The following is a 25,324-nucleotide window of genomic DNA, read 5'->3' as shown; positions in this document are numbered from 1 at the left end:
CCATGAGAATCATCCCCATCGCATTGCAGGAGCACCTGGACGGCGACGCCACCACGGTGTGCCTGCTGGTGCGCATTGAGCCCGTGGCGCCTGGGTTTGACCCGGTGGGCGTGACCACGCTGGACCGTGACGTGTTGTTTGACGCCGGCACGGGTGCGCTGCTGTACCGCGCGGCCGTGGGTGTTGACTCCAGCGCGCGCGTGAGCAGCTCGGACATGGCAGTGGACAACGCAGAGGGCACAAGCCTTGTGCCGGAGTTCGACGTGCCAGTATCGGAGCGCGACCTGGTGGCAGGCGCCTACGACTACGCCCGCTGGACCAGCTACCTTGTGAACTTCGAGGACACGACGCAGTTTGTCGAGCTGGCGCGCGGCGAGCTGGGCCAAGTGCGCGTGTCGCAAGGCATGTCGTTCACCTTCGAGATGCTGGGGCTGACAAAGCGTCTCAAGCAGACCGTGGTTGAGAAAGACTCGCTGCGCTGCCGTGCGATCTTCGGCAGCCAGCCGCTAGGCACCCCTGGCGCCACAGTGACTCAGCTCTTCTACTGCGGGCGTGAGGTTGATGGTCTCTTTGTGGGATCACACGTCGTTGCACCAGGGGAGGAAAACACAGTCAGCTTCAGCACTGCGCTGTCTGAGCCGGATGGCTATTTCAAGCCCGGCATGTTGCGATGGGTCACGGGGGCAAACGCGGGCCGCGTCTACGAGGTCGAGGAGCACAAGGCCGGGGTGCTGTCGCTCACCTTCGGGGCCATGTTCCCTGTCCAAGCGGGCGATGAATTTCGTGTCCGCCCCGACTGCACGAAGTGGAAGGATGGCCCGAACGGCTGCAAGCACTGGTTCGGCGCCAACTGGGTGCTGCACTACCGTGGAGAGCCGTACATCCCCGTCGGCGACACGGGCCAGATCAACGCCCCAGGGGCCAGCGTATGAGCGATCTGATCGACGCAGCGCGCAAGTACCTGGGCGTGCCATTCCGACATCGCGGCCGCACGGCAGCAGGCCTGGATTGCGCCGGCCTGGGCGTGCTCGCATACCGCGACTGCGGCATCGATGTGCCCGACGTGCGTGCATATGGCCGTGAGCCTTTCAAGAACGGTCTCATGGAAGGGCTGCGCGCGGCCCTGGGAGACCCCGTTGATGACGGACCACTGCCTGGCGATGTCGTCGTCATGCGCTTTGACAAAGACCCGCACCACGTCGCCTTGATCGCCAAGGCTCCGTATGCGGACGAATTGACCATGATCCACGCCGACTCCATGCATGGCCGTGTCGTAGAGCACCGGCTGAGCGAGGACTGGCGCGCGAGGATCGTTGCTGTGTACCGGAGACCTCTGTAATGGCTCGACTCGCTCTTTCTGTTGGCGGCGCCGCCCTGGGCTTTGCCATCGGCGGCCCAGCTGGCGCCCAGTGGGGCTGGCTCGGTGGATCACTGTTGGGCTCGTTGGTGCCGCAAACAATACGTGGTCCAAGCATCGAGGAAACGGGGGCGCAAACAACCCAAGAGGGCGCTCCTCGTGCCGTTGTCTTCGGCACCGCGCTGGTAACTGGCAACGTCATCGACGCTGGCCGCACGCGCAAGATCACGCGCAAAGAGCGACAAGGCAAGGGCGGCCCATCTGTTGAGACCGAGGCCCTGCTGCGCACATATGCGATCCGCATTGCCGAGCCCATCGCTGGGATCATCATGGCCAAGAAAGACGGCAAGATCGTCTATGACGCCCGTGACCCCGAGTTCCAGGACGACAACGATAAATTCCTGGCCGGCTGCCGAATTTACAAGGGTGATGAGCAGCAACTGCCCGACCCAGACCTCGAAGCTATTCACGGCGCAGGCGAAGTGCCCGCGTATCGCGGAAGCTCATACATTGTTTTCATTGACGACGATGTGACAGACCGTCGCGGGTCTATTCCTCAATACGAGTTCGTTGTTGGTCGTGCTGAGGCAAACCGATTGGGAAATCCCGGGGACCCGATCCCATCCGAAGGCAGATATGTTGTTCAGGGCACTACTGGGGGAGGCGATCTTGCTTCGGCAAGACTACCCGGTAGTTCTATGGATACCTCTGTAAATAACACGTACTTTATCGGGTGGTATGTTGAGCCAACATTTGGGCAGCCGGCTGTTAATGCGACTTTCTATATAGAGATAAACGGCCTAGAGGTCTACAATTTTTCAGGAGATGCTTCTGCAGATAATAGGCTGTACCATTGCATTCAATTTCGACATCAAAACAGATCCGATATTTGCGTTGTTGGAATGAGGTGTACTCCTCCTTCTGGAGGGCAATTCCATTTAACATGGCAGGCAATTGATTCAACAAAGATATATACACCTGCAAATTCTGCTGATGTAGTTCTGTCAGGCGACCCGCTTTATGGGTTATTTCTTGATGAAGACGAGAAATTATTCACGATGCACATGGATATCCCTCAGTGCCCGCCGGAATGGTCATGGGGCGCAAATGTGCTGACTGAAGAGGCTGTCGAGGCTGGCGGGACAACGGTGAAAATTTCTCCAGTGCCATTGCATGAGATAGTGACTTCCATCAGTGAGCGCTGCAACGTTGGGCCGGAGAATTACGACACGTCCGAGCTTGTTGATATGGTGGACGGATTTGTTATGGCCAGTGCTGGCTATAGTGGAGCAGACGCTATCAATAGCCTGCGGGCGCCGTATTTCTTCGACTGCCCAGAATATGGCGGAAAGATCTGGTATCACAAGCGAGGTAAAGCATCTGTCGCTGAAATAACCATGGCTGACATGGTTGAAGAGCCTGACGATAGTGAGCGGCAAGCGCAAATTGAGTATCCGAGGAAGCTGCACCTGACGTTTCAAAGTGCTGCCGTCAATTACCAGACAGCGCAAGCAACGAGTGAGCGGGTCTCTCCTGATGTGCGCGTCACTGGAGAATCGGCGATGCAGGTTGCTGTGGTGATGACCTCGGAGCTTGCCGCACAGAAAGCGGCCATGCTGCACAAAGTGTCCTGGTCCGAGGCAGAGGGCGAGGTCAAATTCTCGCTGCCGGATTCTTGGCTGCGCCTTGTGCCAGGCGATTGCGTTGTGCTCAAGCCGCGCGACACGGCGCGGCGCGTGCGCATCGACGGGATCGAAATGTCGGCTGGGGTGATGCAGATTACTGGGCATGTGGACCGCCGCAGCGCTTATGCATCAACTGTTGGATACGTGCCGCTGCCGGAGCCCACAAAGCCCCCTTCAAGCGTTGTAGGCGACACCGTGCTGGCCGTGCTGGACGTGCCACTGCTGCGAGATGACGATGACGCCCTCTACTACTACGCCGCAGTCACTGGCGACCGCTCTGCATGGCGCGGCGCCCAGGTGCAACGCAGCCTGGATGGCGGAGCATCCTATGTCGATGCTCTGGGCATCAGCTTCCCTGCAACGATGGGCCGGCTGCGCGCCGAACTGCCCAGTGCGTCCCCCTGGTACACAGACAGCACAAACGTGATCGACGTGGACCTGATCCGCGACGGCGACAGCCTGGACAGCGTGACTGCGGCCCAGTTCCTGCAGCGTGCAGGCGCCGTGGCGCTGCAACTGGCAGACGGGTCTTGGGAGGTCGCACAGTACCGCGATGCAGAGCATGTCAGTGGCTTGCGCTACCGACTGAGCACATTGCATCGGGGGCAGCTCAATACCGTGCCAGGGGCGCACGCGGCTGGCGCGATGCTGGTGCTGCTTGATGACGTGAGCCGCATATCTGCGCAATCGGCATGGCTGAGCCGCGTCTTGACGCATAGAGCTCCAAGTTTTGGCGGAGCCGTGGAGACAGCTACACCTCAATCCATGACGTATGCAGGCCGTGCGCAACGTGAGTGGCCTGTTGCATCGCTGCGCATCGCCGCGACTGGTGGCCCGGTGGGCGGCAGCATCGTTGCCAGTTGGGCGCCGCGTCATCGACTCGGGACAGACATACTGCCTGTGGCGAGCCAGTATTTCAGGGGATTTAGGGTGTACGCGACCGATGCTGGTGGGCTGTCAATGACAGCCGATGTGACGGCTCAGACGCATACCCTACAACTCGGCGGAATGACATGGCCAATCCGGGTGCATGTGGCTGCCCTTAATGCGATCACAGGCGCAGGCCCGTGGCGCTGGGTCAGCACAGATGGTACGAGCGGTGAGGGCGATGGACCGCCTGAGGAGGATCCTGGTGGTGAGACGCCCGTGGGCGATGGAACGTTCCAGCGCGGCATTGCGATGTACGGATCTGCGCGTGCAGGAGCCTATGGGCAGCTCATGGGCGGAGATCTGTTCGCCGCCCAAAACTCTGGCGCATCCTGGCAGTTGTTCAAGCTGCGTGCAGACACTCTGGAAGTGATCAGGGCAGCGTATGCGGGCCCGTTCCTGTTCACGGTTATCAATGACGGCGCGAGCCTATACGGCGGAAGCGATGGCCTTGTGCGCAAATGGGATGCTGATCTCAACGAGACAGCCCAGGCTCAAGTCGGGTTCACTGGAGATGCCCAGGGCCTGGCTCTCTGCGGCGGTAGCCTGTGGGTGTCGGTGCCTTATGAGCCGGCTGTCAAAAAGCTCAATCCCTCTACGCTTGCGGTGCAGGCCACTGTGTCCGGGATACGCATCAACAGCCTGGTCACTGATGGGTCATATCTGTACGGCGCGAGCCGTGCAGACAACTGCATATACAAGCTCGACGGGTCCACTGGAGCGCTTGTGGCCACGTTCCCCACTGCCGGCTACCCGGCTGATCTTGTGGTCCACGGCGGAAAACTCTGGGTGATCTGCCTTCACGACCTGCCGGTGCGTCTCTACAAGCACGACGCTGGCACTGGTGCGAAAGAGGCATTTGAGCTGGAAGTGACATCGACGCCTGGACGGCTGGCAATTACGGGCGATGTGCTGGGTGTTGGCGGCCGCGTGAGCTTCGCCGTCAACACGCTCACGGATTCCGTGATCGGCAGTTTCTCGATACCGCTGGACAACCCAAATCAGGTGCAGCCGCCCACTGCATCGCTCATCACGCCCACGCGCTTTGTCGCGGGGGGATTTGACTGGACTGCTTACTACGACTTGATATGAGCACACCAATACTTCCATTCGCGGTCTGGGAGCCCGGGACAAACCAGGCCTCGCTGCCGGCAAACGACAACGCGCTACGCTCCGAGATCCTCGCGGGCCGTGTCATCAGCAAGACCACAGCCGCGCAGCCCGTTGGCGTCGATGGCGCGATCTACATCATCCCGGCCGGCGCCACGGGGGCGATGTGGTCAACCTTCGGCGCGGGCGATCTCGCGATCTTCCGGGGTGGCACTTGGTACGCATATGCGCCAGTCGCGGGCGTGGTGGTCCACATGTCGGGGAGCCTCCAGCAATGGGACGGAGCTGCGTGGGAAGAGATCTCGGGCGGCGGTGGAGGCTCGGATCGAAGCACAGTCACGGCACTGTCGATTTCTTCCGGGACCGTCGTCGTTGACTGCTCGCTTGGGGACTATTTCACACTCGCGCTAAACGCAAACGTGACCAGCTTGTCGTTCAGCGGGCTGCCCGGCAGCGGCCACGGCGCAAGCCTGATGCTGCGCTTCACACAGGACTCAACGGCCCGCACACTCGCTTGGCCATCATCGTTCCGATGGGAGGGTGCCGCCCCCGCAATATCCACGGCAAGCGGCGCTGTAGATTTGCTAGCGATCACCACATTCGACAACGGAGTGACATGGCAGGCGACTCTGAGCAAGGGGCGGTCATGAGCGGGATCATCGGTCATCAAGGTATTTTGCTCAAACAGCAAATGGCTGGCACTGAGGTGCTAAGAATGCATCTTGATACCAGCACCGGCTTCTCTGATTCCACAGGGATAAACGTTCCTGTAGCTGTTGGTGATGTTGCTATTTCTACAGATGAGAAGACCACAGGAGATGCGAGTGCTTTCTTCTCCGGAGGATCTGGAGCTATAAGAGTTCCTTGCACTGATCCTAATGCACTTATAAATCCTTATGACAAGGATTTCTCAATATCCTGCGATGTTTTTGTACAGGGTTTCCAAGATGGCGGCTCCACTGGGTACATCATATCCCATGGAGGAGGTTTGAATTATTCTTGGCCAAACATATCATTGTCTTATTTATCCACTGGACAACTGTTATTCGCATTGAGGAGCTCTCAAACTTCTGGTGCGCCAGATATATCATATTTTGTACCTATAGGTAGTATGAATATGAATGAATGGGTTGAGGTTTTAATATCAAGAAGAAGCGATAAATTCCGAGTGAGAACTAATGGAGTATTGCTTTATGAAGTAACCAGCAATCTCCCCGTCCAAAGAACTGCAAATAATGCGGGACTAGGATTTGGAGCAGGAACCTACTCTAATGAGGGGAACGTGCCAAAAGAGGGAATAAAGGGATATATAGATAATATAAGAATGGTTGTTGGTGGATCTCCTGGATTCTGAAAATTCAACAATTTTATTACCCGCTTCGGCGGGTTTTTTTATGCCCAAAACAGCCCGGAGGAGGAGCTGATGAATCAACTGGAACCGACGAATGTGGCCATCGCGCTGGCCTCGGTGTTGTTCGGGCCGACGCTGGCCGCCCTTGTGGGTCCGTATGCCGTGATCCTGATCGCGTCCACCGTGGGCGCGGCCTGGGCGCTGGGCCGGCGTGACCCGAGTGCGCGCCTGGGCGCTGCTGGGTACTTCCTGCGGCTCAACGTGACCGCGTTGCTCGTGACGGTGGGCCTGGCTACGCTGGCGGGCCGCTGGCTGGGTTTCGATGAGACCAATTGGATGCTGGCACCCATTGCGCTCGTCGTGGGCGGCGTGGGCGACGACTGGCCGCGGCTCGGCCGCTGGGTCTTCGAGCGCGCCGGCCGCGTGCTGGAGCGAAAAGCGGGCGGCGGCGGGGAAGGGGGCACTCCATGACATGGCAATCCCATCAGCTGCTCGCGATGCTCAATCTCGCGATTTGCGCCGGCATCGGCTGGGCGTGCATCTGCCGGCTCAACTCCCACGTTGCCCGCGTGCACAAGCTGGCTCGCGCCAGGTATGCGCTGCTCCTGGCCGGCGCGCTGGCCTCGGGCATGCAGCCGGCCCTGTGGGGCACCTGGACCACCGTGGGCGACACCATTTTCTCGGCCTGCGTGCTCGCGGGCCTGCTCATCAACGTGGCGCGCTGGCACTCGGCTGCGCACCCCATGCGGAGGCAAGACGACCATGAACTTTGACCAGGCATTCGACCGCCTGCTGGGCCATGAGGGCGGCTACAGCAACAACTCAGCGGACCCGGGCGGCGAGACCATGTGGGGCGTCACGGCCCGTGTTGCCCGCGCCGACGGCTACTTGGGCGAGATGCGGGACCTGCCGCGCGACCGCGCAAAGAGCATCTATCGGCGCCTGTACTGGACGCCCGTGCGAGCCGACGAGCTGCCCGAGGTGGTGCGCTTCGACGTGTTCGATGGCGCCGTCAACAGCGGGCCCGCGCAGTCCATCAAGTGGCTGCAGCGCGCGGCGGGCGCTGTGGATGACGGCATCCTCGGCCCCAGGACCATGGCCGCAGCTGTCGCCGCTGGCCCGGTGCTGGCGGCGCGCTACAACGGCCACCGGCTGCTCTTCCTGGCCGACCGCCCGACATGGGGCAGCTTCGGCAAGGGCTGGGCCCGGCGCGTCGGCAAAAACCTTCTGGGTGCCTGAGCATGATGACTCCCACACAAATCGCCCTTGCCGCGCTGGCGGCCGGAAACCTGCTGCTGGGCTGGGCCTGGCTGTCTGCGCGCGACGATGCGGCCACGGCCCGCACCGAGTTGATCGGCATGCGGCAGCAGCGCGACGGCGCGCTCAAGGGGGCACAGGCCTGCAGCGATGCCACCGAGGCCCTGGGCGCGGTGGCCGCGCAGCGTGCTGCAGATGCTGCGCCGGCCCGTGCTGCTGCCGCTGGCCAGGCCGCCGCGCTCAACGCCCGCGCCGACTACACCCTGGCCACCGCGCCGGCCGCGCCCGGCGACAGCTGCGCGAGCCTGCAGGCCCTGGGTGCAGACTGGCTCAAGGGGAGGGCCAAGCCATGATGCGCGCCATCCTGCTGCTGGCTGCGCTGGCCCTGGCTGGCTGCGGCGCCGTGCCCAGGGTCGAGGTCCAGGAGGTCAAGGTGCCTGTGCCCGTGGAGTGCCGCGAGCCGGTGCCGGACAGGCCCAGCATGCCCACCGAGGCCCTGGCCGACGATGCCGATCCCTTCGAGCTGCTGCGTGCTGCCCTGGCCGAGATTGACCGCCGCGAGGGCTACGAGGTGCGGTTGCTGACCGCCTTGATGATCTGCACGGCGCCGCTGACGCAGCGCTGATGCGGGATGCGTGGCCGATCAGGCAGTAGGCTCCGACTCAGGCGGCGCAATCGACACCACCGTGCCGTCGATCGCGACCATTTCGCCCTTGGTGCTGGGGTCTGCGTCGAGCGGCACACCCCACATGATTCCCGGGTGCTCGCCCTTGTGCATCACATGGTCCAGGTGATAGAGCTCTTCGGGTGGGAGGCGAAAGCGTTGCGGGTACTTGTTGTCGTGCCCCGCCCAGTGCCCCTGGAACGCCTGGACAACGCGCTTGTGAACTGTGTGTTTCGGATGTGTGGGATCGATCGGCATGGCCGGCATTGTGCCGTGCTCAGCCCTCGGGGCAGCACTCCATGGCCCAGTCCAGCGCCTCAGCCGCAGTAGGATGCGGGCCGTCGAATGCCTTGATGCCGCGCTCATCGTCCCATAGTGCCCCGGACCAGCGCCGTGCGGCAGGGAAGGGTAGGCGGCCGTAATCCACCACGCATGCGTACCAGCCAGGGGCCTTGGGTGTGCTGCCCCAGGTGAGGCGTTCACTTGTCACGATGGTCCGGATCTGGGCCACCGCCGTGGCTGCGGCACATGGCCTCCATAAGCTCCTCCTCAGTGTCTGGCACTATCCGCTCGACCCGAGTTTCGGGGAGCATGATGGCCTCCGGATGGCTTTTCCTGATGAACTCCTCAGTGCAGTCAAAGCGTGTGGTGCGCCAGCGACCCATGTGGTTCTGGTAGCGCCAGAGGTAGGTAATTTGGGTTTTCATACTGGTTATTTAACCAGTGTTTTTTGCGGATTGCGTAAGTTAGCATCCACTTATGTGCAATCGATATAACACCCCGCGTGAGATCGAAGTTGAGCGCATGTGGCGGGTCGACCGGCAGGCGCCACTTCCATGGTGGAAGCCGCACGTCACACCACTGGCCCTGGGTCCGTACATCAAGCCTGGCGGAGAGATGGAGGTGGGTCAGTGGGGCATGATCCCGCGCAGCTCGAAGACTCGGCGGCCCATGACGGCCGACGGTAAGCCCATGTCAACGAACAACGCTCGGCGCGAGACCCTGGCGAAGTCCTGGACGTTCGCCCCGGCCTGGCGCGCGGGCCAGCGCTGTCTGATCCCGGTCGAGTCCTGGGTAGAGCCCTATTGGGGACTTGGCAGTCGGAATGTCTGGTGGTCGTTCAGGCGCGCGGACGGGCAACCAGCAGCCCTGGCCGGGCTGTATTCGGAGTGGGTGGATCCGGCGACTGGCGAGGTCGTGCCGAACTACACGATGATCACCCAGCCGGCGGACGGCCACCCAGTGCTCGCGCTGATGCACAGGCCCGGCAAGGAAAAGCGTGGGGTCGTGATGCTGGAGCCGGGCGACTGGGATGCATGGCTGCACGGCACGGCCGCGCAGGCGGATGAGCTGATCAAGCTGCCGGCCCCGGGCGTTCTGAGATCCGGCGCAGAGAAGCCGGAGGAAGAGGCTCTGCTGCCGGCCGAGCAGCTGCAGGCGCTGCGTGCGGAAACCTGAAGCGACCCGAAGTCTCACCAAAAAGACGGCCCGCGATGCGGGCTTTTTGCTGTCCAGTTCGGCGTAGGTTTTGGCGTAGGTTTTCGGGAATTCTCGCTGTTTTCAGAGGAGGCTTACGTCCTGCCATTGAACGACGCCCGCTTCTACTGGTGGATCAGCATCTTACGCGATGCCGGCATTTGACCCAATGCGGAGCGCTCCGCATCTTCAACATCCTGTCCTTCATGCCGCACTGGCACAAGCCTCTGCTTGGTCGCCTGAACCTTGGCGCCGCTGGCGCTTCGCTGTGCGCACCCGATGTATGCCCGCCTTGCATCTCTACAAAGCGGGCCAAAGCCGCAAGCGGCCCCCCACAGAAAAGAAGCCCGCCAGCGGTGCTGCGAGCTTGTGAATGCCTGCGACGTGCAGGCACGGGGAAGAAAAAGTCCGGTGCCCTTTTCAGGGCATGCCTATGAATTCCAGGAGGAGAACCATGAGTCAACCATAGGCCCGGCTGTTAACCGCATTTCAGCTCGTGACCGGGAACATCGGCCCTGCCAGCGTGGAGATGTACAGCGAGATGAGGGTCACCACGGACCAGAAAAATGTGAGGAAAATATGTCGCATCACAATCTCCTTCAAGTCATTGAACAAGTGCGCGAACCGCCCGAATGCAAGCCTTCGCAAAACGTCGGAAGGGGCTGCGAGATCTGGTGCTGCGCAACTGAATGAGCTGGTAGCTGTCCCTTACCGGAAAGGCATCCAGGAGACTCCGGTGGTAGCGGGCATCAGGGTCCGGATTGAAAGACTCACTCGGTACGACTTGACTCATGCTTATCTCCATCAGCAGGGCATTGCGGGTCTCGGGACAGACGCTATTTCAACTGCTTGTGAGGCTTCCCTGTGCGAGCCAAGTCAGGGTGCTCATGTAGGTCGAGCATGCCCCGTATGTATAAGTTCTTTCGACAAGGTGTCCGCTTGGAGCTGCGGCCGTTGAAGGGGCAACGAAAAGGGCCCGCAAGCGGCGAAGCTGCGGGCCCTGGAAGAAAAATGCCGATGCCGTGGTGGCGTGCCTGGGGAAGGGATTTGAGAGGGAGGGAGGAGAAAGCTCCCAGGCTCGGCGGAATCCGTTGCTGGCCAGTATGCAGACCTTTTCTGAAGGAAAGCTTTACGTCGTGTAAAGAACTTGCAGGTCTGCTGTGTGATGCAGGTGGAACGTGGCTTGACTGCGGCCGGGTTCGCACCTGCTCCGAGCGTATAGCTGTGCATTTGCGCTGTGCCTCCGCGCAGTGACGGCGAGGCGTTAACGGCTTGCTTGTGTTGCGTGCAGAGCGCTATCCCACTATTTGGCCGGATGGTCCTTGCGGTACAGCGTCCACTCTTCCATTTCCGTGCCGTTCGGCAGCACGCAGATGCCTTCCTGGCCCTGGGGCGTCTTCTCCATCCGGACTTGTCCGCCGATTTCACCGCAATAGACCGATGCGGGATTGGCCATGCCCACGGAGGGTGCCAGCTTCTGTTGGGCGCATGCGCTGAGCGCCAGTGCCACCAGGGCCACCAGCGCGATTCCTGAGAGTTCCTGTGCTTTGTTCATTGCGCCACTCTATACCTCTGGAGGTTGGGAGTGTTGTTGCGTCCGCAACCTTCGGTTTGCGATGCAAAGGTATGTCAGCGCGGCATTTTGTGCATAGAATGCTGACTCGCTAGCATACAACCCAAGAAAAGTCCATGACACCTGATTACAAGACGCTCCTGCAGCAAAAGGCAGAGATCGAAGCACGCATCGCCGAAGTCCTGAAAGCCGAAAAAGGCGGGGCCATCGCCAAGGTTCGCGAGCTCGTCCAGCAATTCCAATTGACCCAGGAAGATGTGTTCAGCACGGGCAAGCGCAAGTCGCCCGTCGGTGCAGGCGTGCCCAAGTACCGTGATCCGTCCACTGGCGCAACGTGGACCGGCCGGGGCAAGCCTCCTGCGTGGATCAAGGATGCAGTGGACCGCACTGCCTTCGAAATCTGACCAGCAGCCCGCACCCGCGGGCTTTGTCTTTTCTGGCCACTTGCGCTCAGTAGGCCCACGGCAGCTCACAAGCGTCACCTTGCGCCAAGGCCGACGCCCTTGTCATGCTCTGCGCTGATTGCCTTAGCTGTGCTTGTCCGACAGGGGCGGTCCCGGGCGGCGCCCATGCTTGAGGCCATGAACACACCTACTCCCAACACCCCTGGCCAAGTGCCCACCTCGTCGTCCCGCAACCGGTTCGCCACCAAGCGAACCATGTACATCGTTGCCGCTCTCGTGGCTGTGGCACTGGTGATCATGTTTGTGCCCTGGTAGGCGCGCATCGACGTCCCGCTCGCGCCCCCGCTCATGTCCGCGATGGCATGAGAAAGCCCGCCATCTGGCGGGCTTTCGTTTTGGGGAATCGCTTGCCTCAGTGCGCGTGGTGCGCCGTGGGTGCTTGCGCCGGGGGGAGTTGGGCCAACTTCTGCGAGCAGTCGCTGCACACATGCCACGCGTGGAATTGGCGGGCTCCTGTGGCGGGTTTTTCCTGTTCGCACTGGATGCAGAAGACGGCGGGGGCCAGGTCCATGAGCCGGATCGGCTCTCGGCCTTTCTTGGGACTACGCATAGCTCTCCTTCAAAGTGTTGCTCCTCGGTATCCATTGGGCGCCGGGTTGGGAAAGGCCGGTCGTCAGCGGGCGCGCCATGGCGCAGCAGAAGCCAGCGCCATCGAGGGTGCGTGTTCAACTTACAGCCAAGTCGTCTCACGGTTGTGACTTCCGCATGACCGTGTGGGGAACGCGCCGCAGTGGTTTGACAGTGCAATTTGCGCAGTCCTAGAATTTGCCGCCTACATCCCTGCGACCGCTGCGAGCCCGACATGAACCTGTGACGCCTTCGGACCCTTGTCCGACCGATCCCCCGAAGCCCCTTGCCGGCCCACGGCGGACGCCCGCGTCACCACCTGCATGCCCGTTGACTGCTCCGCGTTGTCTGAACGCAACCTCGCGTCGCCGTGCGGCCTCTTTTTGAAAGAGTGCCCATGACAGAACCCATCGACATCCTTGCCCACAACACCGCTGCCTGGAACCTGCAGGCAGCGAAAGACTGCGACTGGTCGCGCCCGGTCGACAGCGCTGAAATAGCCCGGGCACGTGCCGGAATCTGGCAGGCGCGGCTCACGCCCGGCCCCTTGCCAGCGGGCTGGCTGGATGATGTGCGCGGCCTGCGCATCCTCTGCCTTGCCAGTGGAGGCGGCCAGCAAGGACCCATACTTGCGGCGGCAGGTGCGCAGGTCACCGTGTTCGATGCCTCCGCCGGCCAGCTTGCGCAGGACCGGTATGTAGCCGAGCGCGAAGGCCTTGCGCTGACCTGCGTGCAGGGCGACATGCGCGATCTGGGCGTTTTTGCAGATGCCGGCTTCGATGTGATCTTTCACCCCATCTCCAACCTCTACGTGCCTGATGTGCGGCCCGTATGGCGTGAATGCGCGCGGGTGCTCGCGAAGGGTGGGCGCCTTCTGTCCAGCTTCTGGAATCCGGTGGTCTTCGTGGAGGACCGCGATCCCGCGTTGCGCGAGCAAGGGCTCATGCGGCCTGCGTGGCGCCTGCCGTATTCCGATGTGGTGGATTTGCCGCCCGCAGCGATCGATGCCAAGCGGGAGCGCAATGAGGCGCTGGTGTTCGGCCATACGCTGGCCGATCAGATCGGCGGCCAGCTGGATGCGGGGCTGGTGCTGACGGGGTTTCATGAAGACTGGCAGTCCCATGCCCGTTTTGTGATCGAGAAGTTCGTGCCGACCTTCATTGCGACACGTTCTGTGAAACTCTGAAGGTGCTGCGGCCTGGCCTTGCCGCCCTCAACTCGTCCTCAGGTGCGCAAGGCCGGTGTCCAGGTCTGTTGCTGGGCGGGTTCGGTCACGGGCTGCGCCGGCTTCGGTCGGGGAGCCGGGCCCTTGGCCTGGGACGATGGCTGGGCCTGCCGTGCTTGCTCGGCGCCGGATTTGGCCAGCAGCATCATCACGGCCATGCAGATCAGCGTCAGCATGAGCACCACGCAGATGGGGCCCAGATCCACGGAGGCGATGTCCAGCCCCTTCAGCGACTGCCAGCGTTCTGAGCGTACTTCCAGTGGTTCTTCGGGATCAGCCATGGCACCTCCACTGCGTTGAGTGTGGATACATGCTAGGCGTAAGTGAGCATGCAAACAATATGGGGACTTCGCCAGGATGTGAGGGTATACAGCAGCACCGGCTCGGTTGGCTTCACGCTTGAAGGCGCTTTCCGCTGCTGCCGTGTGACAGCTACTTGACCCACATCAACTGCACCGCCACGGCCAGGGCGATGGCCAGCAGCACCAGCAGCACGGCCACTGCCACGATGGTGACCGCCCTGCGGCGCTTTGCCTTGCGGGGGTTGCGCAAACGGGGCGGTGTGGGAGGGGGCTGCGTGGCATCCAGGGCCGCAATTCTTGCCAGCCAGTCTTCGGCGGTGGTCAAGGTGGGGGTGGGCGATGCGCAGGGTGAGGCGGGGGGCGATGCGGGTGGTGAGACGGGCTTGCCACGGTTCATGGCTCCAGCTCCTGCCGCATTTCCTCGAGCACCTGGATGGCGCCCTGGATCATGGCCTGTCTGTGCTCCAGCGCAGCCTTTTGGGCCTGCAGCCTGTCCAACTGCTCGGCGACCAGCACCTCGTCGGCCCGCAGCTTCTTCAGCCGCTCCTGTATGGCCTCCATTTCCGGGGCGCTCATCTGCCAATCCTCCAGCATCGAAGGGCTCGGACCCTTCTCACAATTCACACGAATGCCGGCAATTATCTGTGCGCCTTAGTGATTGGCTATGAATGAATTGACATAGATTGTCATCGACCCGGCGCCCAGCGTCCGGAGGCTGCCGGCGCGATCAGAGCAGCCAGGTGCGGTTGGGCCGGTTGCCGTCAATCCCGACGATGCCCGCGTCCTGCAGAATCGGCAGGATGTAGGTGATCACCACGGCCGCGTTGTCGTTGGCCTGCTTGGCGGCAAAGCCCAGAAAGCCCGGTACGTCATAGCTGGATGCCACAACGCAGGGGCGCTCCAGGCCGTGATGCTCCTGGGCAAGATGGCGCAGCACGGCGCAGAAGGCTTCTCGCCGTATGCGCACCGTGTTGCCCTTGTTCGTTCGGACTTCCAGGCCGGTGGCATTGCGGCGGGTGACGGTGAAGGACGCGGTGCGACCCTTGTCCGGCGTCCTCAGGGGTTTGTCCTGGGCGATGCCTTCCCAGAAATCATTGAAGTCATTGTTCGAGAGCTCGCGCACAGAAGGGGGTCCATTGCCTGGAAGTTTTCATGGGCGTGGAGTCTCCCCGGCTTTGTGCGGTCGAAGATGAGCGAATCTGAGCAGTGCGGATCAATGTGCGAGAAATTTGAGGAAGATCCGGCCTTGCCGCGTTCTGACCTCGGTCCCTTCGATAAAGCCCATCAGTCTGGCCGAACCGTCCATGGAGTACAGCGCCGGTCCTTCGATGCGGTAGATGAGCCTGGTCCCGCACCGGACGAATTCATCGCCTTCGACACGCCCGATTTCGCGTCCGTGCCCATCAAGCACAGTCCACGAGCCTCCTGCAATCATGGCCTCACCCGGCAGTTGCCGGTCCCCAAGTGAAACCACCAATCTAAGGAACGCGAGGTGGCTGAATCTGAGCGAATCTGAGCAGTCGTGTAAAGCTGGGCCGCCGACGCCTTGGGCAGGGTCCTGTGGAAATTCGTGTGCGCCAGGCCCAAGCCGCATCGCACCGGCCAAAAGAAGCTGGCTGCGATCTAGGGGCACTGCATGCGTGGGCGATTGAGCGGTTCGCAGCCAAGTAGAATTGTTTCATATCAAAGACATGCTGCTCTGAAAGTTGCAGCGACCGGGCCCGCTTGGCGGGCCTTGTGCATGGGGCGCGGTCCCGCAGCCGGTATCTGGGTGCATGTCCTGATTCTCTGTAGGCCCGGCCTGCGATCCAATCTCGCGCATGGGGCTGAGCCTTCTCGTCAAATTGCTCTCATTTATGAAGATCTGCTGTCGCCAACCGGATGCGCCTGCGGCATTGCCTTTCGGCTTGCCCGGGGGCCATGCCGTGTGGTGCACGCCGCGCTGCGGAGGGCGGGCGTGAGCGAACAGGCGCTGTACGATCTGGCCCCCGTTCTGGAGCTGATGCTGCTGGGCCTGTTGCTGGCGCTGGGCCCCCTGGCCTGGGTGTGGCTGCGCAACCGCAGCGGCGGCTCGCTCAAGCGGCTGCAGGCGCTGTCGGTGCTCACGCTGTTCCTGACCTTCGATCTGGTGCTGTTCGGCGCCTTCACCCGCCTGACCGATTCCGGCCTGGGCTGCCCCGACTGGCCGGGCTGCTATGGCAGCGCCAGCCCCATGGGCGCCCGCGCGCAGATTGCCGAGGCCCAGGCCGCCATGCCCACCGGGCCGGTGACGCATGGCAAGGCATGGATAGAGATGGTCCACCGCTATCTGGCCACCACCGTGGGCGTGCTCATCATCGCCATGACCATCATGGCCTGGCGGCGCGCGCGGCGCCTGGGCAGGGCGGGTGGCGCAGGGGCCGGGCGTACAGGGGCGGAGGGCACAGGCGGTGCCCTGAGTCCGTGGTGGCCCACGCTGGCGCTGTTCTGGGTCTGCCTGCAGGGCGCCTTTGGCGCCTGGACCGTGACCATGAAGCTTTTCCCGGCCATCGTGACCCTGCACCTGCTGGGCGGCACGGGGTTGCTGGCCTTGCTGTGCGTGCCCGCCGTGGGGTTGAGCCGTGCTGCGAGCCAGCAAGGGGCGGCCGTGATTTCACCCGCGCTGCGCGCGGGGCTGTGGCTGGGCCTTGCGCTGCTGGTGCTGCAGGTGGCGCTGGGCGGCTGGGTCAGCACCAACTATGCGGTGCTGGCCTGCAGCAGTTTCCCGACCTGCCAGGGCAGTTGGTGGCCGGCCATGGATTTTTCGCAGGCGCTGCAGATCTGGCGGCCGCTGGGCCTGCTGCAGGACGGCAGCAACATCAGCTTTGCGGGCCTCACGGCCATCCACTACCTGCACCGCCTGGCGGCCTATGTGGTGGTGGCTGCGCTGGCCGGGCTGTGGTGGCGTTTGGGTGAAGTGCCCGCACTGGCGTCGCAGCGCCGCGTGCTGGGTGCGTTCTTGGTACTGCAGGTGCTGACAGGCCTGTCGAACGTGGTGCTCGATTGGCCGCTGGTGGCCGCGGTGCTGCATACGGGCGGCGCAGCTGCGCTGGTGACCGTGATTGTTTGGTGCCTGGCGGCCAGCCGCCCGGGCGCACTGCGGGACGGTCTGCCGGTTGCCCGTGGAGAGATTGCATGAGTAAACAAGCTTCCCTGAGTGTCGAGCCCTCGCGCTGGACACAGTTCTATGCCCTGACCAAGCCGCGTGTGGTGCAGCTGATCGTGTTCTGCGCACTGATCGGCATGGTGCTGGCCGTGCCGGGCTGGCCCAACGCCGACCAGTGGCTGCACATGGCGCTGGCCTGCCTGGGCATCTGGCTGGTGGCGGGCGCGGCTGCCGCCTTCAACTGCCTGGTGGAGCGCCATATCGATGCGCGCATGAAGCGCACCTCCTGGCGGCCCACGGCGCGCGGCGAGCTGAGCAGCCAGCAGGCGCTGGCCTTCTCGGCCATCCTGTGCACGCTGGGCGCGCTGGTGCTGCTGCTGTGCACCAACCCGCTGACCATGTGGCTGACGCTGGCCACCTTCGTGGGCTATGCCGTGATCTACACGGTGATCCTCAAGCCTGCCACGCCGCAGAACATCGTGATCGGCGGCGCCTCCGGTGCCATGCCGCCCGTGCTGGGCTGGGCCGCGATGACGGGCCAGGTCGGTCCCGAGGCGCTGATCCTGTTCCTCATCATCTTCCTGTGGACGCCGCCCCATTTCTGGGCGCTGGCGCTGTACCGCGTGGAAGACTACCGCCAGTCCGGCCTGCCCATGCTGCCCGTGACGCATGGCAGCGAGTACACGCGGCTGCAGATCCTGCTGTACACGGTGATCCTGTTTGCGGCCTGCATGCTGCCCTTCATGTACGGCATGAGTTCCTGGCTGTACCTGGTGGTGGCCGTGGTGCTGAGCGTGGGCTTCTGTGCCTATGCCTTTGCACTGTGGCGCAATTACTCGGACCAGCTGTCGCGCAAGACCTTCCGCTTCTCGCTGATCCACCTGAGCGTGCTGTTCCTGGCGCTGCTGATCGATCACTACCTCTGGCTGGGCTGATGGGTTGATGGCCCGAGGGCCATGGCCGCGCAATGAAAAACCGGGCCCTTGAGGCCCGGTTTGTCTTGGTGCCTGCCGCCTTACTTGATCTGCCGCTTTTCCAGCTTGCGCGCCAGCGTGCGCCGGTGCATGCCCAGGCGGCGGGCGGCTTCGGAGATGTTGAAATCGCTCTCGGCCAGGGTTTCGTGGATGTGTTCCCACTCCAGCGTCTTGATGGAGGTGGGGTTGCGCGACAGTTCCACGTCGGTGCGGCCTTCGAGGCGGCCGAAGGCGGCCTCGATATCGTCGGTGTTGGAGGGCTTGGCCAGATAGTGGCATGCGCCTAGCTTGACCGCCTCCACCGCCGTGGCAATGCTGGCATAGCCGGTAAGCACGACGATCAGCGCCTCGGGGTTGTGCTGGTGCAGCATCTGCACGCAGCTCAGGCCCGACGCGTTGCCCGCCAGCTTGAGGTCCATGACGGCGTACTGCGGCGAGTGCGTCTGCAGCAGCTCGCGCACTTCCTCGGCGCTGGCGGCCTGCAGCACGCGGTAGCCGCGCCGCTCGAACGAGCGCGTCAGCGTGCGCGCAAAGGTCGCATCGTCTTCAACCAGCAGCAGGAGGCGGGAGCTGTCCATGGGCGATTCGGGTTCCTGTGGGCGCCGCTTCAGGCGCCGGGTTCAATGGCAATCGATGACAGGGGCAGGCGGATCTCCACCTCACTGCCCCGCGGCGGGGTGTTCCTCACCTGAACGCGTCCGCCCAGCGAGCGCGCCACGTTGAGCACCAGGAACAGGCCAAGCCCCCGGCCCGGGCGCTCCGTCTTGGTGGAGATATGGCGCTGGCCCAGCTGTTCCAGCACGGCGGGTGCAAAGCCCGGTCCCTTGTCGCGCACGGTGATGCACAGCATGCCGGTGCGCACGGCCAGGTGCAGCGCCACATGGCGTGGGGAGGCTTCGGCCGCATTGTCGAGCACATTGCAAACCATTTGCTGCAACGCGGTATCGGAAAGAATGGGGAAGTCCTCGTCGGCCTGGACATAGTCGAAATGCTCCACGGCGTGGCGTGACTGCCAGTGCGCGACCACGCCGTCCATGAAGGCGCGCAGCGTGGTGGCCTGGGGCGCATCGGCGCGGGTCTCGCCGGCCGACATGAGCACGCTGGAGACGATGGACTTGCAGCGCAGCAGCTGCTGCTGCATTTCCTGCAGGTCGGCCAGCAGGTCGGGGTCTTGCGTGATGGCGGGCATGCGCTGCCAGTCGCCCAGGATGACGGACATGGTGGACAGCGGCGTGCCCAGCTCGTGCGCCGCGCCCGTGGCCAGCAGGCCCATGCGCACGATGTGCTCCTCTTCGCTGGCACGCTGGCGCATGTTGGCCAGCCGTGCGTCACGCCGGCGCAGGTTGGAGACGATGCGGCGCAGGAAGACGACCAGCAGCACCGTGGTCAGCCCGAAGCTGATCAGAATGCCGCTCACGTACAGGCCGGGCAGCCCGTCCGGTCCCGCCGCGCCAATGGGCAGGGGCCAGTGCACGATGGCCAGCACCAGGGTGCACAGCGAGGTGCTGGCAACGATGATCCAGGCGTGCACGGGCCTGAGCAGCACGGCGCCCAGAATGCCCTGCAGCAGGAACAGATAGATGAAGGGATTGCTGGCGCCGCCGCTCAAATACAGCTGTATGGCCAGGGCGAGCACGTCGGCCAGCAGGGCCAGGAACAGGTTGCGCGCCGAGATCTGGCGGCGGTGGCTGCGGTACCAGTAGATGTAGCCAAGATTGGTGAAGACGCTGGCCAGCAGCACCAGGGCCATGGCCGGCAGCGGCAGGGTGATGCCGAAGCCGTAGTGCACAAGGGAGATGGTGATCACCTGCCCGACCACGGCAAACCAGCGCAGCTGTATCAGCAGCTGCATGTTCTGGCGTTCGGTGGTGCGCTCGACGCGGAACAGGGACTCTGAAGGCGAATTCACGCGGGCGATTGTGCGCTACCGCAGGCAGCCGTGGCGCGGCAGGGTCTTGTAGAGGACTGGCGTAAAAAAGGCCACCGATGTCATCGGTGGCCCTGTTGCCTGGAGCGACGGCTTTACGGCTTGCTGCTTGCCTGCCGGTCATTGCGCCTGACCAGCCAGGCCGCGCCGACCACCATCAGCGCAAGCCCATACCATGTCAGCGCATAGACCAGGTGGCTGTTGGGGAAGCGGATCACGGTCATGCCCGGGCGCGGCCAGGTGCCGTCTGCCACGGGCTGGCCCGGCAGGCCTGCGTCGATGAAGTAGGGGGCTGCATGGTCCAGGCCCTGGGCCTGTGCAATGGCCGCCACATCGCGCGAGAACCAGCGCTGCTGCGCGGGATCGTTCTCGCGCAGGAAGCCGCCGCGCGGCTCGCTGATGCGCAGCAGGCCGTCCACCGTCACCGGGTCCTGGGGCGCCTGTGCGGGCTGATCCTGCCAGCGCGCGCGCTGCGCTGTGGGAATGAAGCCCCGGTTCACCAGCACCTGGTTGCCGTCGTCCATCTGCAGCGGCGTCAGCACCCAGAAGCCGGCGCCCAATTCGGTCACGGCCTGGGTCAGCACGGTCTTGCCGGCCAGCCAGTGGCCGCTGGCCTGCACGGCGCGGTACTCGTGGTCGGCGGCCGTGATCTGCGGCCATTCGGCGGGCGGGGGCAGGGCAGCGGGTGCGGCGTGCACGCGCTGGTCCACGCGCTCTATCAAGTCCAGCTTCCAGGCACGGCGCTGGACCTGCCAGCTGCCCAGGAAGATGAAGCCCAAAAACAAGGCGATGCCCACCGAGATGAGCATCGCCTGAGCGAGTGGGCCACGCCGGCGCGATGCGCCGACGTGGCTGGAGGGCCCGGAGTTTCCGGATGCGGTCAAGGCGTGACCGAGGCCGGAGCCGTCTGCGCGGCGGGGTCGGCCGGCATGGTGTGCTGGGGCATCATGTTGGTGTTCATGTGGAACATGACCCACAGGGTGCCCGCAATGCCGATGGCCACGAAGACCACGGTGAAGATGGTGGACAGCAGGGTCCAGCCGCCTTCGATCTTGCCGTTCATGTGCAGGAAGAAGACCATGTGGACCAGGATCTGCACCACGGCGAAGCCGCCGAGCACCATCACGGCCGTTGCACGGTCCGAGATGACATTGCTCATCACCAGCCAGAACGGGATGGCCGTCAGGATGATCGAGAGCACGAAGCCCCACATATAGCCCGAGAACGTGCTGTGCGGGCCTGCGTCGTGGTGGTGATCGTCATGGCCATGATGGTCGTGGTGACCGTGGCCATGGCCGGCGTGGATGTCGTGTGCAGCCATTTACAGCACCCCCATCAGGTAAACAAAAGTGAAGACGCCGATCCAGACCACGTCCAAGAAGTGCCAGAACATCGACAGGCACATCAGGCGGCGGTTGTTCTCGTGCGTCAGGCCGTGCTTGTTGATCTGGATCATCAGCGTGACCAGCCAGATCAGGCCGAAGCTCACGTGCAGGCCGTGGGTGCCCACCAGCGTGAAGAACGAGGACAGGAAGGCGCTGCGCTGCGGGCCTGCGCCCTCGTGCAGCAGGTGGGAGAACTCATAGAGTTCCAGGCCCAGGAAGCACAGGCCGAACAGGCCGGTGATGGCCAGCCACAGCTGGGTGCCGCCCAGCTTGCCCTGCTGCTTTTGCAGCATGGCGAAGCCGAAGGTGATGGACGACAGCAGCAGGAAGGCCGTGTTCATCGCCACCAGGGGCAGGTCGAACAGCTGGGCACCCGTGGGGCCTGCAGCGTAGTTGCGGCCCAGCACGCCATAGGTGGCGAACAGCGCTGCAAAGATCAGGCAGTCGCTCATCAGGTAGAGCCAGAAGCCCAGAGCGGTGCCGTTTTCGGGATGGGGCTCCTCGGCGAGGTGGTACTCGCGCGGGGCCAGGGCGGCAGCGCCGCCTGCGGTGTAACGGGTATCAGACATGACGTGCCAGCTGTTGTGTGCGCAGTTCTTCCGTGGCCGCGACTTCCGCGGCGGGGATGTAGTAGTCGCGCTTGTAGTTGAACGTGTGGATGATCGACGCCAGCACGGTGGCGGCGAACGACGCAATGGCCAGGGGCCACATGTGCCAGATCATCGCGAAGCCGAAGACCGTGGACAGCGCAGCGATCACGACGCCGGCGCCGGTGTTGGACGGCATGTGGACGGGCTTGAAGCCGGTCAGCGGACGCTGGTAGCCGTGCTTCTTCATGTCCCACCAGGCATCGATCTCATGCACCACGGGCGTGAAGGCGAAGTTGTACTGGGGAGGGGGCGAGGAGGTGGCCCACTCCAGCGTGCGGCCTTCCCAGGGGTCGCCGGTCACGTCGCGCAGCTGGTCGCGCTTGAAGTAGCTGACCACCAGCTGGATCAGGAAGCTGCCGATGCCCAGTGCCACCAGGCCGGCGCCCAGGGCGGCGATCACGAACCAGATCTGCAGCGAGGGGTCCTCGAAGTGGTTGGCACGGCGTGTCACGCCCATCAGGCCCAGCACGTACAGCGGTGTGAAGGCGACCCAGAAGCCGACCAGCCAGAACCAGAACGAGCACTTGCCCCAGAACTCGTCGAGCTTGTAGCCGAAGGCCTTGGGGAACCAGAAGTTGATGCCGGCGAACACGCCGAACACCACGCCGCCGATGATCACGTTGTGGAAGTGGGCGATCAGGAACAGGCTGTTGTGCAGCACGAAGTCGGCCGGGGGAACGGCCAGCAGCACGCCGGTCATGCCGCCGATGGCGAAGGTGCACATGAAGCCCACGGTCCACAGCATCGGCACCGTGAAGCGGATGCGGCCGCGGTACATGGTGAACAGCCAGTTGAAGATCTTGGCGCCCGTCGGGATCGAGATGATCATCGTCGTGATGCCGAAGAAGGTGTTCACGCTGGCGCCGGAGCCCATGGTGAAGAAGTGGTGCAGCCAGACCAGGTAGGACAGGATGGTGATACACACCGTCGCGTACACCATGGAGGTGTAGCCGAACAGGCGCTTGCGGCTGAAGGTCGAGACGATCTCAGAGAAGATGCCGAAGCAGGGCAGGATCAGGATGTAGACCTCGGGGTGGCCCCAGATCCAGATCAGGTTCACGTACAGCATGGGGTTGCCGCCCAGCTCGTTCGTGAAGAAGTTCGTGCCGACGTAGCGGTCCAGCGACATCAGCACCAGGGCTGCGGTCAGGATGGGGAACGAGGCCACGATCAGCGCGTTGGTGCACAGGGCGGTCCAGGTGAAGACGGGCATCTTCATCAGGTTCATGCCGGGTGCGCGCATCTTGATGATGGTCACGATCAGGTTGATGCCTGACAGCGTGGTGCCGACGCCGGCCACCTGCAATCCCCAGATGTAGTAGTCAAGCCCGACCCCGGGGTTCTGCGCCCCCAGGTTGGACAGTGCCAGCCAGCCGGAGGTGGAGAACTCGCCCAGGAACAGCGAGATCATCACCAGCACGGCGCCGCCCGTGGTCATCCAGAAGCTGAAGTTGTTCAGGAACGGGAAGGACACGTCGCGGGCGCCGATCTGCAGCGGCACCAGATAGTTCATCAGGCCGGTCACGAAGGGCATGGCCACGAAGAAGATCATGATCACGCCGTGGGCCGTGAAGATCTGGTCGTAGTGGTGCGGAGGCAGGTAGCCCAGGTTGTCGCCGAAGGCCATGGCCTGCTGCAGGCGCATCATCAGCGCGTCGGCAAAGCCGCGCAGCAGCATGACCAGACCGAGGATCATGTACATGATGCCGATCTTCTTGTGGTCGATGCTGCACAGCCAGTCGCGCCACAGCGGGCCCCACAGGCGGAACTTGGTGAGCAGGCCCAGCACGGCAAGGCCGCCGAGCACCACGGCGATGAAGGTCGCCAGCACGATGGGCTCATGCGCCATCGGGATGGAGTCCCAAGTGATGCGTCCCAGCAGCCAGTGAGCCTGTGCCGGGGAGGTATGTTCAGACATATCGAGTCTCTTAGGTCGTGATGGGAGCGGGCGGCGGTCTGGCCGTCGTCCGCGTCCGCTAACTGCTTATTGCTGCGCAGCGGCTGCGGAGCCGTCGCGCTGGTCCAGGAAGGCCACGACGCGGTCGGCGTTTTGCACCGTGCACACATCCTGGGGCAGGTTCATGCCCACGGCCTTGAGATAGGCTTCGCCGCCGGCAGCGTCGATGGCCATCATGTGATGCATGCACATCTTGCCTTCTTCGACACAGCGGTTGAGCACCTTGTCGTACAGGCCTTCGTCCACCGTGGCGAAGCGCTCGACCGGGTTGCGCTCGCTGGGCTTGACCAGGTTCAGGTAGGTATCGCGCGTCAGGGCCTTGCCTTCGGACTTGGCCTTGGCAACCCACTGATCGAACTCTTCGTTGCTCAGGCCATGGAACTTGAACGTCATGCCCGAGAAGCCGGCGCCGCTGTAGTGCGATGCCAGGCCGTGGAACACGCCGGGCTTGTTGATCACGGCGTTCAGCTCGGTCTGCATGCCGGGCATGGCATAGATCATGCCGGCCAGGTCAGGCACGTAGAAGGAGTTCATCGTCGAGGTGGCGGTCAGCTTGAAGTGGATGGGACGATCCACGGGAGCGGCCAGCTCGTTGACGGTGGCGATGCCTTTTTCAGGGATGAAGAACAGCCACTTCCAGTCCATGGCCACGACCTGCACCTCCAGCGGCTTGACATCGGTGCTCAGCGGCTTGGTGGCCGAGACGCGGTCCAGCGGACGGTAGGGGTCCAGCTTGTGGGTGCTGATCCAGGTGATGGCGCCCAGCGCGATGATGATCATCAGCGGCACGGACCAGATCACCAGCTCCAGCGTGGTGGAGTGGTGCCATTCGGGGTCGTAGTGGGCCTCGGTGTTCGACTGGCGGTATTTCCAGGCGAAAAGCAGCGTGAGGATGATCACCGGGATGATGATGATCAGCATCAGCAAGGTGGCCGTGACCACCAGGTTGCCTTGCTGCGCGGCGATGTCGCCGGCGGGGTTGAGCACGACGGCTTTGCTGCAGCCAGTGAGACTGGCTGTCAAAGCGGCCGCGGTGAGCCACGCAGGCCCACGGAGTTCCTTGATTTTTAGCATGCTAGGGGCGCAACAAGAGCGCGTTTACATAGAAACGCGGATTACAAGATCCGGGCAAATGTATTACGAAGTATAAATTTGTCCATTGGACATTTTGTCCAACGTCAAGGAGAACCCGGGAACTTTCTGCTACCTGGGCGGGTGCACGGCAGGTGCCTGGCGGTCCGGAGGCCGCATTTTCGCCTCGCGCGCAGCAGGACAAACACCGAGGCCGGTCGAGGTGGAAACCGCCTTGCGCCAGATCAAGCGAGGGCGTAGAACAGAGCTGTCAGTGA

General features: G+C 63.1%; 30 protein-coding genes. 16 read left to right on the top strand and 14 right to left on the bottom strand.

Annotated features, from left to right (window positions below; genetic code table 11):
- The first annotated feature begins 2 nt into the window (after positions 1–2).
- From DACI_RS20515 to DACI_RS20470, 10 genes are all read left to right on the top strand, one after another.
- Positions 3–932: a DUF2163 domain-containing protein gene (locus tag DACI_RS20515; RefSeq protein WP_012205905.1), complete on the top strand. Its 930-nt coding sequence runs from the start codon at positions 3–5 to the stop codon at positions 930–932.
- Positions 929–1,339, top strand: a complete 411-nt coding sequence (locus DACI_RS30820; RefSeq protein WP_012203574.1) for a C40 family peptidase — start codon at positions 929–931, stop codon at positions 1,337–1,339. The genes DACI_RS20515 and DACI_RS30820 overlap by 4 nt, the downstream gene beginning before the upstream one ends.
- A complete protein-coding gene (locus DACI_RS20500; RefSeq protein WP_157059688.1) occupies positions 1,339–5,061 on the top strand; it encodes a phage tail protein in 3,723 nt (1,240 codons plus the stop codon). The genes DACI_RS30820 and DACI_RS20500 overlap by 1 nt, the downstream gene beginning before the upstream one ends.
- The gene (locus DACI_RS20495) at positions 5,058–5,729 is read left to right on the top strand and encodes a DUF2793 domain-containing protein (protein WP_012203576.1); all 672 of its coding nucleotides are present in this window, start codon (positions 5,058–5,060) and stop codon (positions 5,727–5,729) included. The genes DACI_RS20500 and DACI_RS20495 overlap by 4 nt, the downstream gene beginning before the upstream one ends.
- The gene (locus DACI_RS31570; protein ID WP_012203577.1) at positions 5,726–6,433 is read left to right on the top strand and encodes a hypothetical protein; all 708 of its coding nucleotides are present in this window, start codon (positions 5,726–5,728) and stop codon (positions 6,431–6,433) included. Before DACI_RS20495 ends, DACI_RS31570 begins: the two co-directional genes overlap by 4 nt.
- Before the next feature lie 69 nt (positions 6,434–6,502).
- Positions 6,503–6,901 carry a hypothetical protein gene (locus DACI_RS20490; protein ID WP_012205903.1) on the top strand — a complete coding sequence of 133 codons (399 nt, stop codon included), beginning with the start codon at positions 6,503–6,505 and terminating at the stop codon, positions 6,899–6,901.
- Positions 6,898–7,203 (top strand): hypothetical protein, encoded by a 306-nt coding sequence (locus DACI_RS20485; protein ID WP_043782144.1) that lies wholly within the window; start codon positions 6,898–6,900, stop codon positions 7,201–7,203. Before DACI_RS20490 ends, DACI_RS20485 begins: the two co-directional genes overlap by 4 nt.
- On the top strand, positions 7,193–7,669 hold the full coding sequence (locus tag DACI_RS20480) for a glycoside hydrolase family 108 protein (RefSeq protein WP_012205902.1): 477 nt from the start codon (positions 7,193–7,195) through the stop codon (positions 7,667–7,669). The genes DACI_RS20485 and DACI_RS20480 overlap by 11 nt, the downstream gene beginning before the upstream one ends.
- 5 nt (positions 7,670–7,674) lie before the next feature.
- The gene (locus tag DACI_RS20475) at positions 7,675–8,040 is read left to right on the top strand and encodes a hypothetical protein (protein WP_043783550.1); all 366 of its coding nucleotides are present in this window, start codon (positions 7,675–7,677) and stop codon (positions 8,038–8,040) included.
- Entirely contained in the window at positions 8,037–8,312 is a 276-nt protein-coding gene (locus DACI_RS20470; RefSeq protein WP_012205900.1) for a hypothetical protein, read from the top strand. The genes DACI_RS20475 and DACI_RS20470 overlap by 4 nt, the downstream gene beginning before the upstream one ends.
- Positions 8,313–8,330: 18 nt before the next feature.
- Here the strand turns inward: DACI_RS20470 and DACI_RS20465 are convergent, their stop codons facing one another.
- On the bottom strand, positions 8,331–8,609 hold the full coding sequence (locus DACI_RS20465; RefSeq protein ID WP_043783548.1) for a hypothetical protein: 279 nt from the start codon (positions 8,607–8,609) through the stop codon (positions 8,331–8,333).
- A gap of 221 nt (positions 8,610–8,830) precedes the next feature.
- Positions 8,831–9,058 (bottom strand): hypothetical protein, encoded by a 228-nt coding sequence (locus DACI_RS20460; RefSeq protein ID WP_043782138.1) that lies wholly within the window; start codon positions 9,056–9,058, stop codon positions 8,831–8,833.
- A 52-nt stretch (positions 9,059–9,110) separates the two neighbouring features.
- Here DACI_RS20460 and DACI_RS20455 point away from each other — a divergent pair, with 52 nt between their 5' ends.
- Positions 9,111–9,809, top strand: coding sequence for an SOS response-associated peptidase (locus DACI_RS20455; RefSeq protein WP_043782134.1), 699 nt, complete (start codon positions 9,111–9,113; stop codon positions 9,807–9,809).
- 1,321 nt (positions 9,810–11,130) lie between these two features.
- Here DACI_RS20455 and DACI_RS20450 read toward each other — a convergent pair.
- Complete coding sequence (locus DACI_RS20450) at positions 11,131–11,382, bottom strand: putative hemolysin (RefSeq protein WP_012205897.1); 252 nt, start codon at positions 11,380–11,382, stop codon at positions 11,131–11,133.
- A gap of 134 nt (positions 11,383–11,516) precedes the next feature.
- On the opposite strand from DACI_RS20450, the gene DACI_RS20445 reads away from it, so the two are divergent.
- The 3 genes from DACI_RS20445 to DACI_RS20430 all read left to right on the top strand — a co-directional run bounded on the left by DACI_RS20445 (position 11,517) and on the right by DACI_RS20430 (position 13,617).
- Positions 11,517–11,804, top strand: coding sequence for an H-NS histone family protein (locus tag DACI_RS20445; RefSeq protein WP_012205896.1), 288 nt, complete (start codon positions 11,517–11,519; stop codon positions 11,802–11,804).
- A 177-nt stretch (positions 11,805–11,981) separates the two neighbouring features.
- A complete protein-coding gene (locus tag DACI_RS32410; protein ID WP_192812336.1) occupies positions 11,982–12,119 on the top strand; it encodes a hypothetical protein in 138 nt (45 codons plus the stop codon).
- A 709-nt stretch (positions 12,120–12,828) separates the two neighbouring features.
- Complete coding sequence (locus DACI_RS20430; protein WP_012205895.1) at positions 12,829–13,617, top strand: class I SAM-dependent methyltransferase; 789 nt, start codon at positions 12,829–12,831, stop codon at positions 13,615–13,617.
- Between the two features lie 38 nt (positions 13,618–13,655).
- On the opposite strand, the gene DACI_RS20425 is transcribed toward DACI_RS20430, so the two are convergent.
- The 4 genes from DACI_RS20425 to DACI_RS20410 all read right to left on the bottom strand — a co-directional run bounded on the left by DACI_RS20425 (position 13,656) and on the right by DACI_RS20410 (position 15,081).
- On the bottom strand, positions 13,656–13,937 hold the full coding sequence (locus DACI_RS20425; protein ID WP_012205894.1) for a flagellar basal body-associated FliL family protein: 282 nt from the start codon (positions 13,935–13,937) through the stop codon (positions 13,656–13,658).
- A 151-nt stretch (positions 13,938–14,088) separates the two neighbouring features.
- Positions 14,089–14,355, bottom strand: a complete 267-nt coding sequence (locus DACI_RS20420; RefSeq protein ID WP_012205893.1) for a hypothetical protein — start codon at positions 14,353–14,355, stop codon at positions 14,089–14,091.
- Complete coding sequence (locus DACI_RS20415; protein ID WP_225970971.1) at positions 14,352–14,534, bottom strand: hypothetical protein; 183 nt, start codon at positions 14,532–14,534, stop codon at positions 14,352–14,354. The genes DACI_RS20420 and DACI_RS20415 overlap by 4 nt, the downstream gene beginning before the upstream one ends.
- A gap of 151 nt (positions 14,535–14,685) precedes the next feature.
- A complete protein-coding gene (locus DACI_RS20410; RefSeq protein ID WP_012205891.1) occupies positions 14,686–15,081 on the bottom strand; it encodes a hypothetical protein in 396 nt (131 codons plus the stop codon).
- 834 nt (positions 15,082–15,915) lie between these two features.
- Here DACI_RS20410 and DACI_RS20400 point away from each other — a divergent pair.
- Positions 15,916–17,115, top strand: coding sequence for a COX15/CtaA family protein (locus DACI_RS20400; RefSeq protein WP_043782119.1), 1,200 nt, complete (start codon positions 15,916–15,918; stop codon positions 17,113–17,115).
- Positions 17,112–18,017, top strand: a complete 906-nt coding sequence (gene cyoE / locus DACI_RS20395) for a heme o synthase (RefSeq protein WP_012205889.1) — start codon at positions 17,112–17,114, stop codon at positions 18,015–18,017. Before DACI_RS20400 ends, cyoE begins: the two co-directional genes overlap by 4 nt.
- Before the next feature lie 80 nt (positions 18,018–18,097).
- Here cyoE and DACI_RS20390 read toward each other — a convergent pair whose 3' ends face one another.
- From DACI_RS20390 to cyoA, 7 genes are all read right to left on the bottom strand, one after another.
- The gene (locus DACI_RS20390) at positions 18,098–18,634 is read right to left on the bottom strand and encodes a response regulator transcription factor (RefSeq protein WP_012205888.1); all 537 of its coding nucleotides are present in this window, start codon (positions 18,632–18,634) and stop codon (positions 18,098–18,100) included.
- A gap of 29 nt (positions 18,635–18,663) precedes the next feature.
- Positions 18,664–19,965, bottom strand: coding sequence for an ATP-binding protein (locus DACI_RS20385; protein WP_012205887.1), 1,302 nt, complete (start codon positions 19,963–19,965; stop codon positions 18,664–18,666).
- Between the two features lie 113 nt (positions 19,966–20,078).
- The gene (locus DACI_RS20380; RefSeq protein WP_012205886.1) at positions 20,079–20,792 is read right to left on the bottom strand and encodes an SURF1 family protein; all 714 of its coding nucleotides are present in this window, start codon (positions 20,790–20,792) and stop codon (positions 20,079–20,081) included.
- A 71-nt stretch (positions 20,793–20,863) separates the two neighbouring features.
- A complete protein-coding gene (gene cyoD / locus DACI_RS20375; RefSeq protein WP_012205885.1) occupies positions 20,864–21,304 on the bottom strand; it encodes a cytochrome o ubiquinol oxidase subunit IV in 441 nt (146 codons plus the stop codon).
- Entirely contained in the window at positions 21,305–21,937 is a 633-nt protein-coding gene (cyoC, locus tag DACI_RS20370; protein ID WP_012205884.1) for a cytochrome o ubiquinol oxidase subunit III, read from the bottom strand.
- Complete coding sequence (gene cyoB / locus DACI_RS20365) at positions 21,930–23,936, bottom strand: cytochrome o ubiquinol oxidase subunit I (protein ID WP_013802159.1); 2,007 nt, start codon at positions 23,934–23,936, stop codon at positions 21,930–21,932. Before cyoB ends, cyoC begins: the two co-directional genes overlap by 8 nt.
- Before the next feature lie 66 nt (positions 23,937–24,002).
- Positions 24,003–25,049 (bottom strand): ubiquinol oxidase subunit II, encoded by a 1,047-nt coding sequence (gene cyoA / locus DACI_RS20360; protein WP_012205882.1) that lies wholly within the window; start codon positions 25,047–25,049, stop codon positions 24,003–24,005.
- Between the last annotated feature and the right edge of the window lie 275 nt (positions 25,050–25,324).

It is taken from the genome of Delftia acidovorans SPH-1 (genome assembly GCF_000018665.1).
GTDB lineage: Bacteria > Pseudomonadota > Gammaproteobacteria > Burkholderiales > Burkholderiaceae_C > Comamonas > Comamonas acidovorans.
This window is presented reverse-complemented; position numbering and strand designations above follow the sequence as displayed.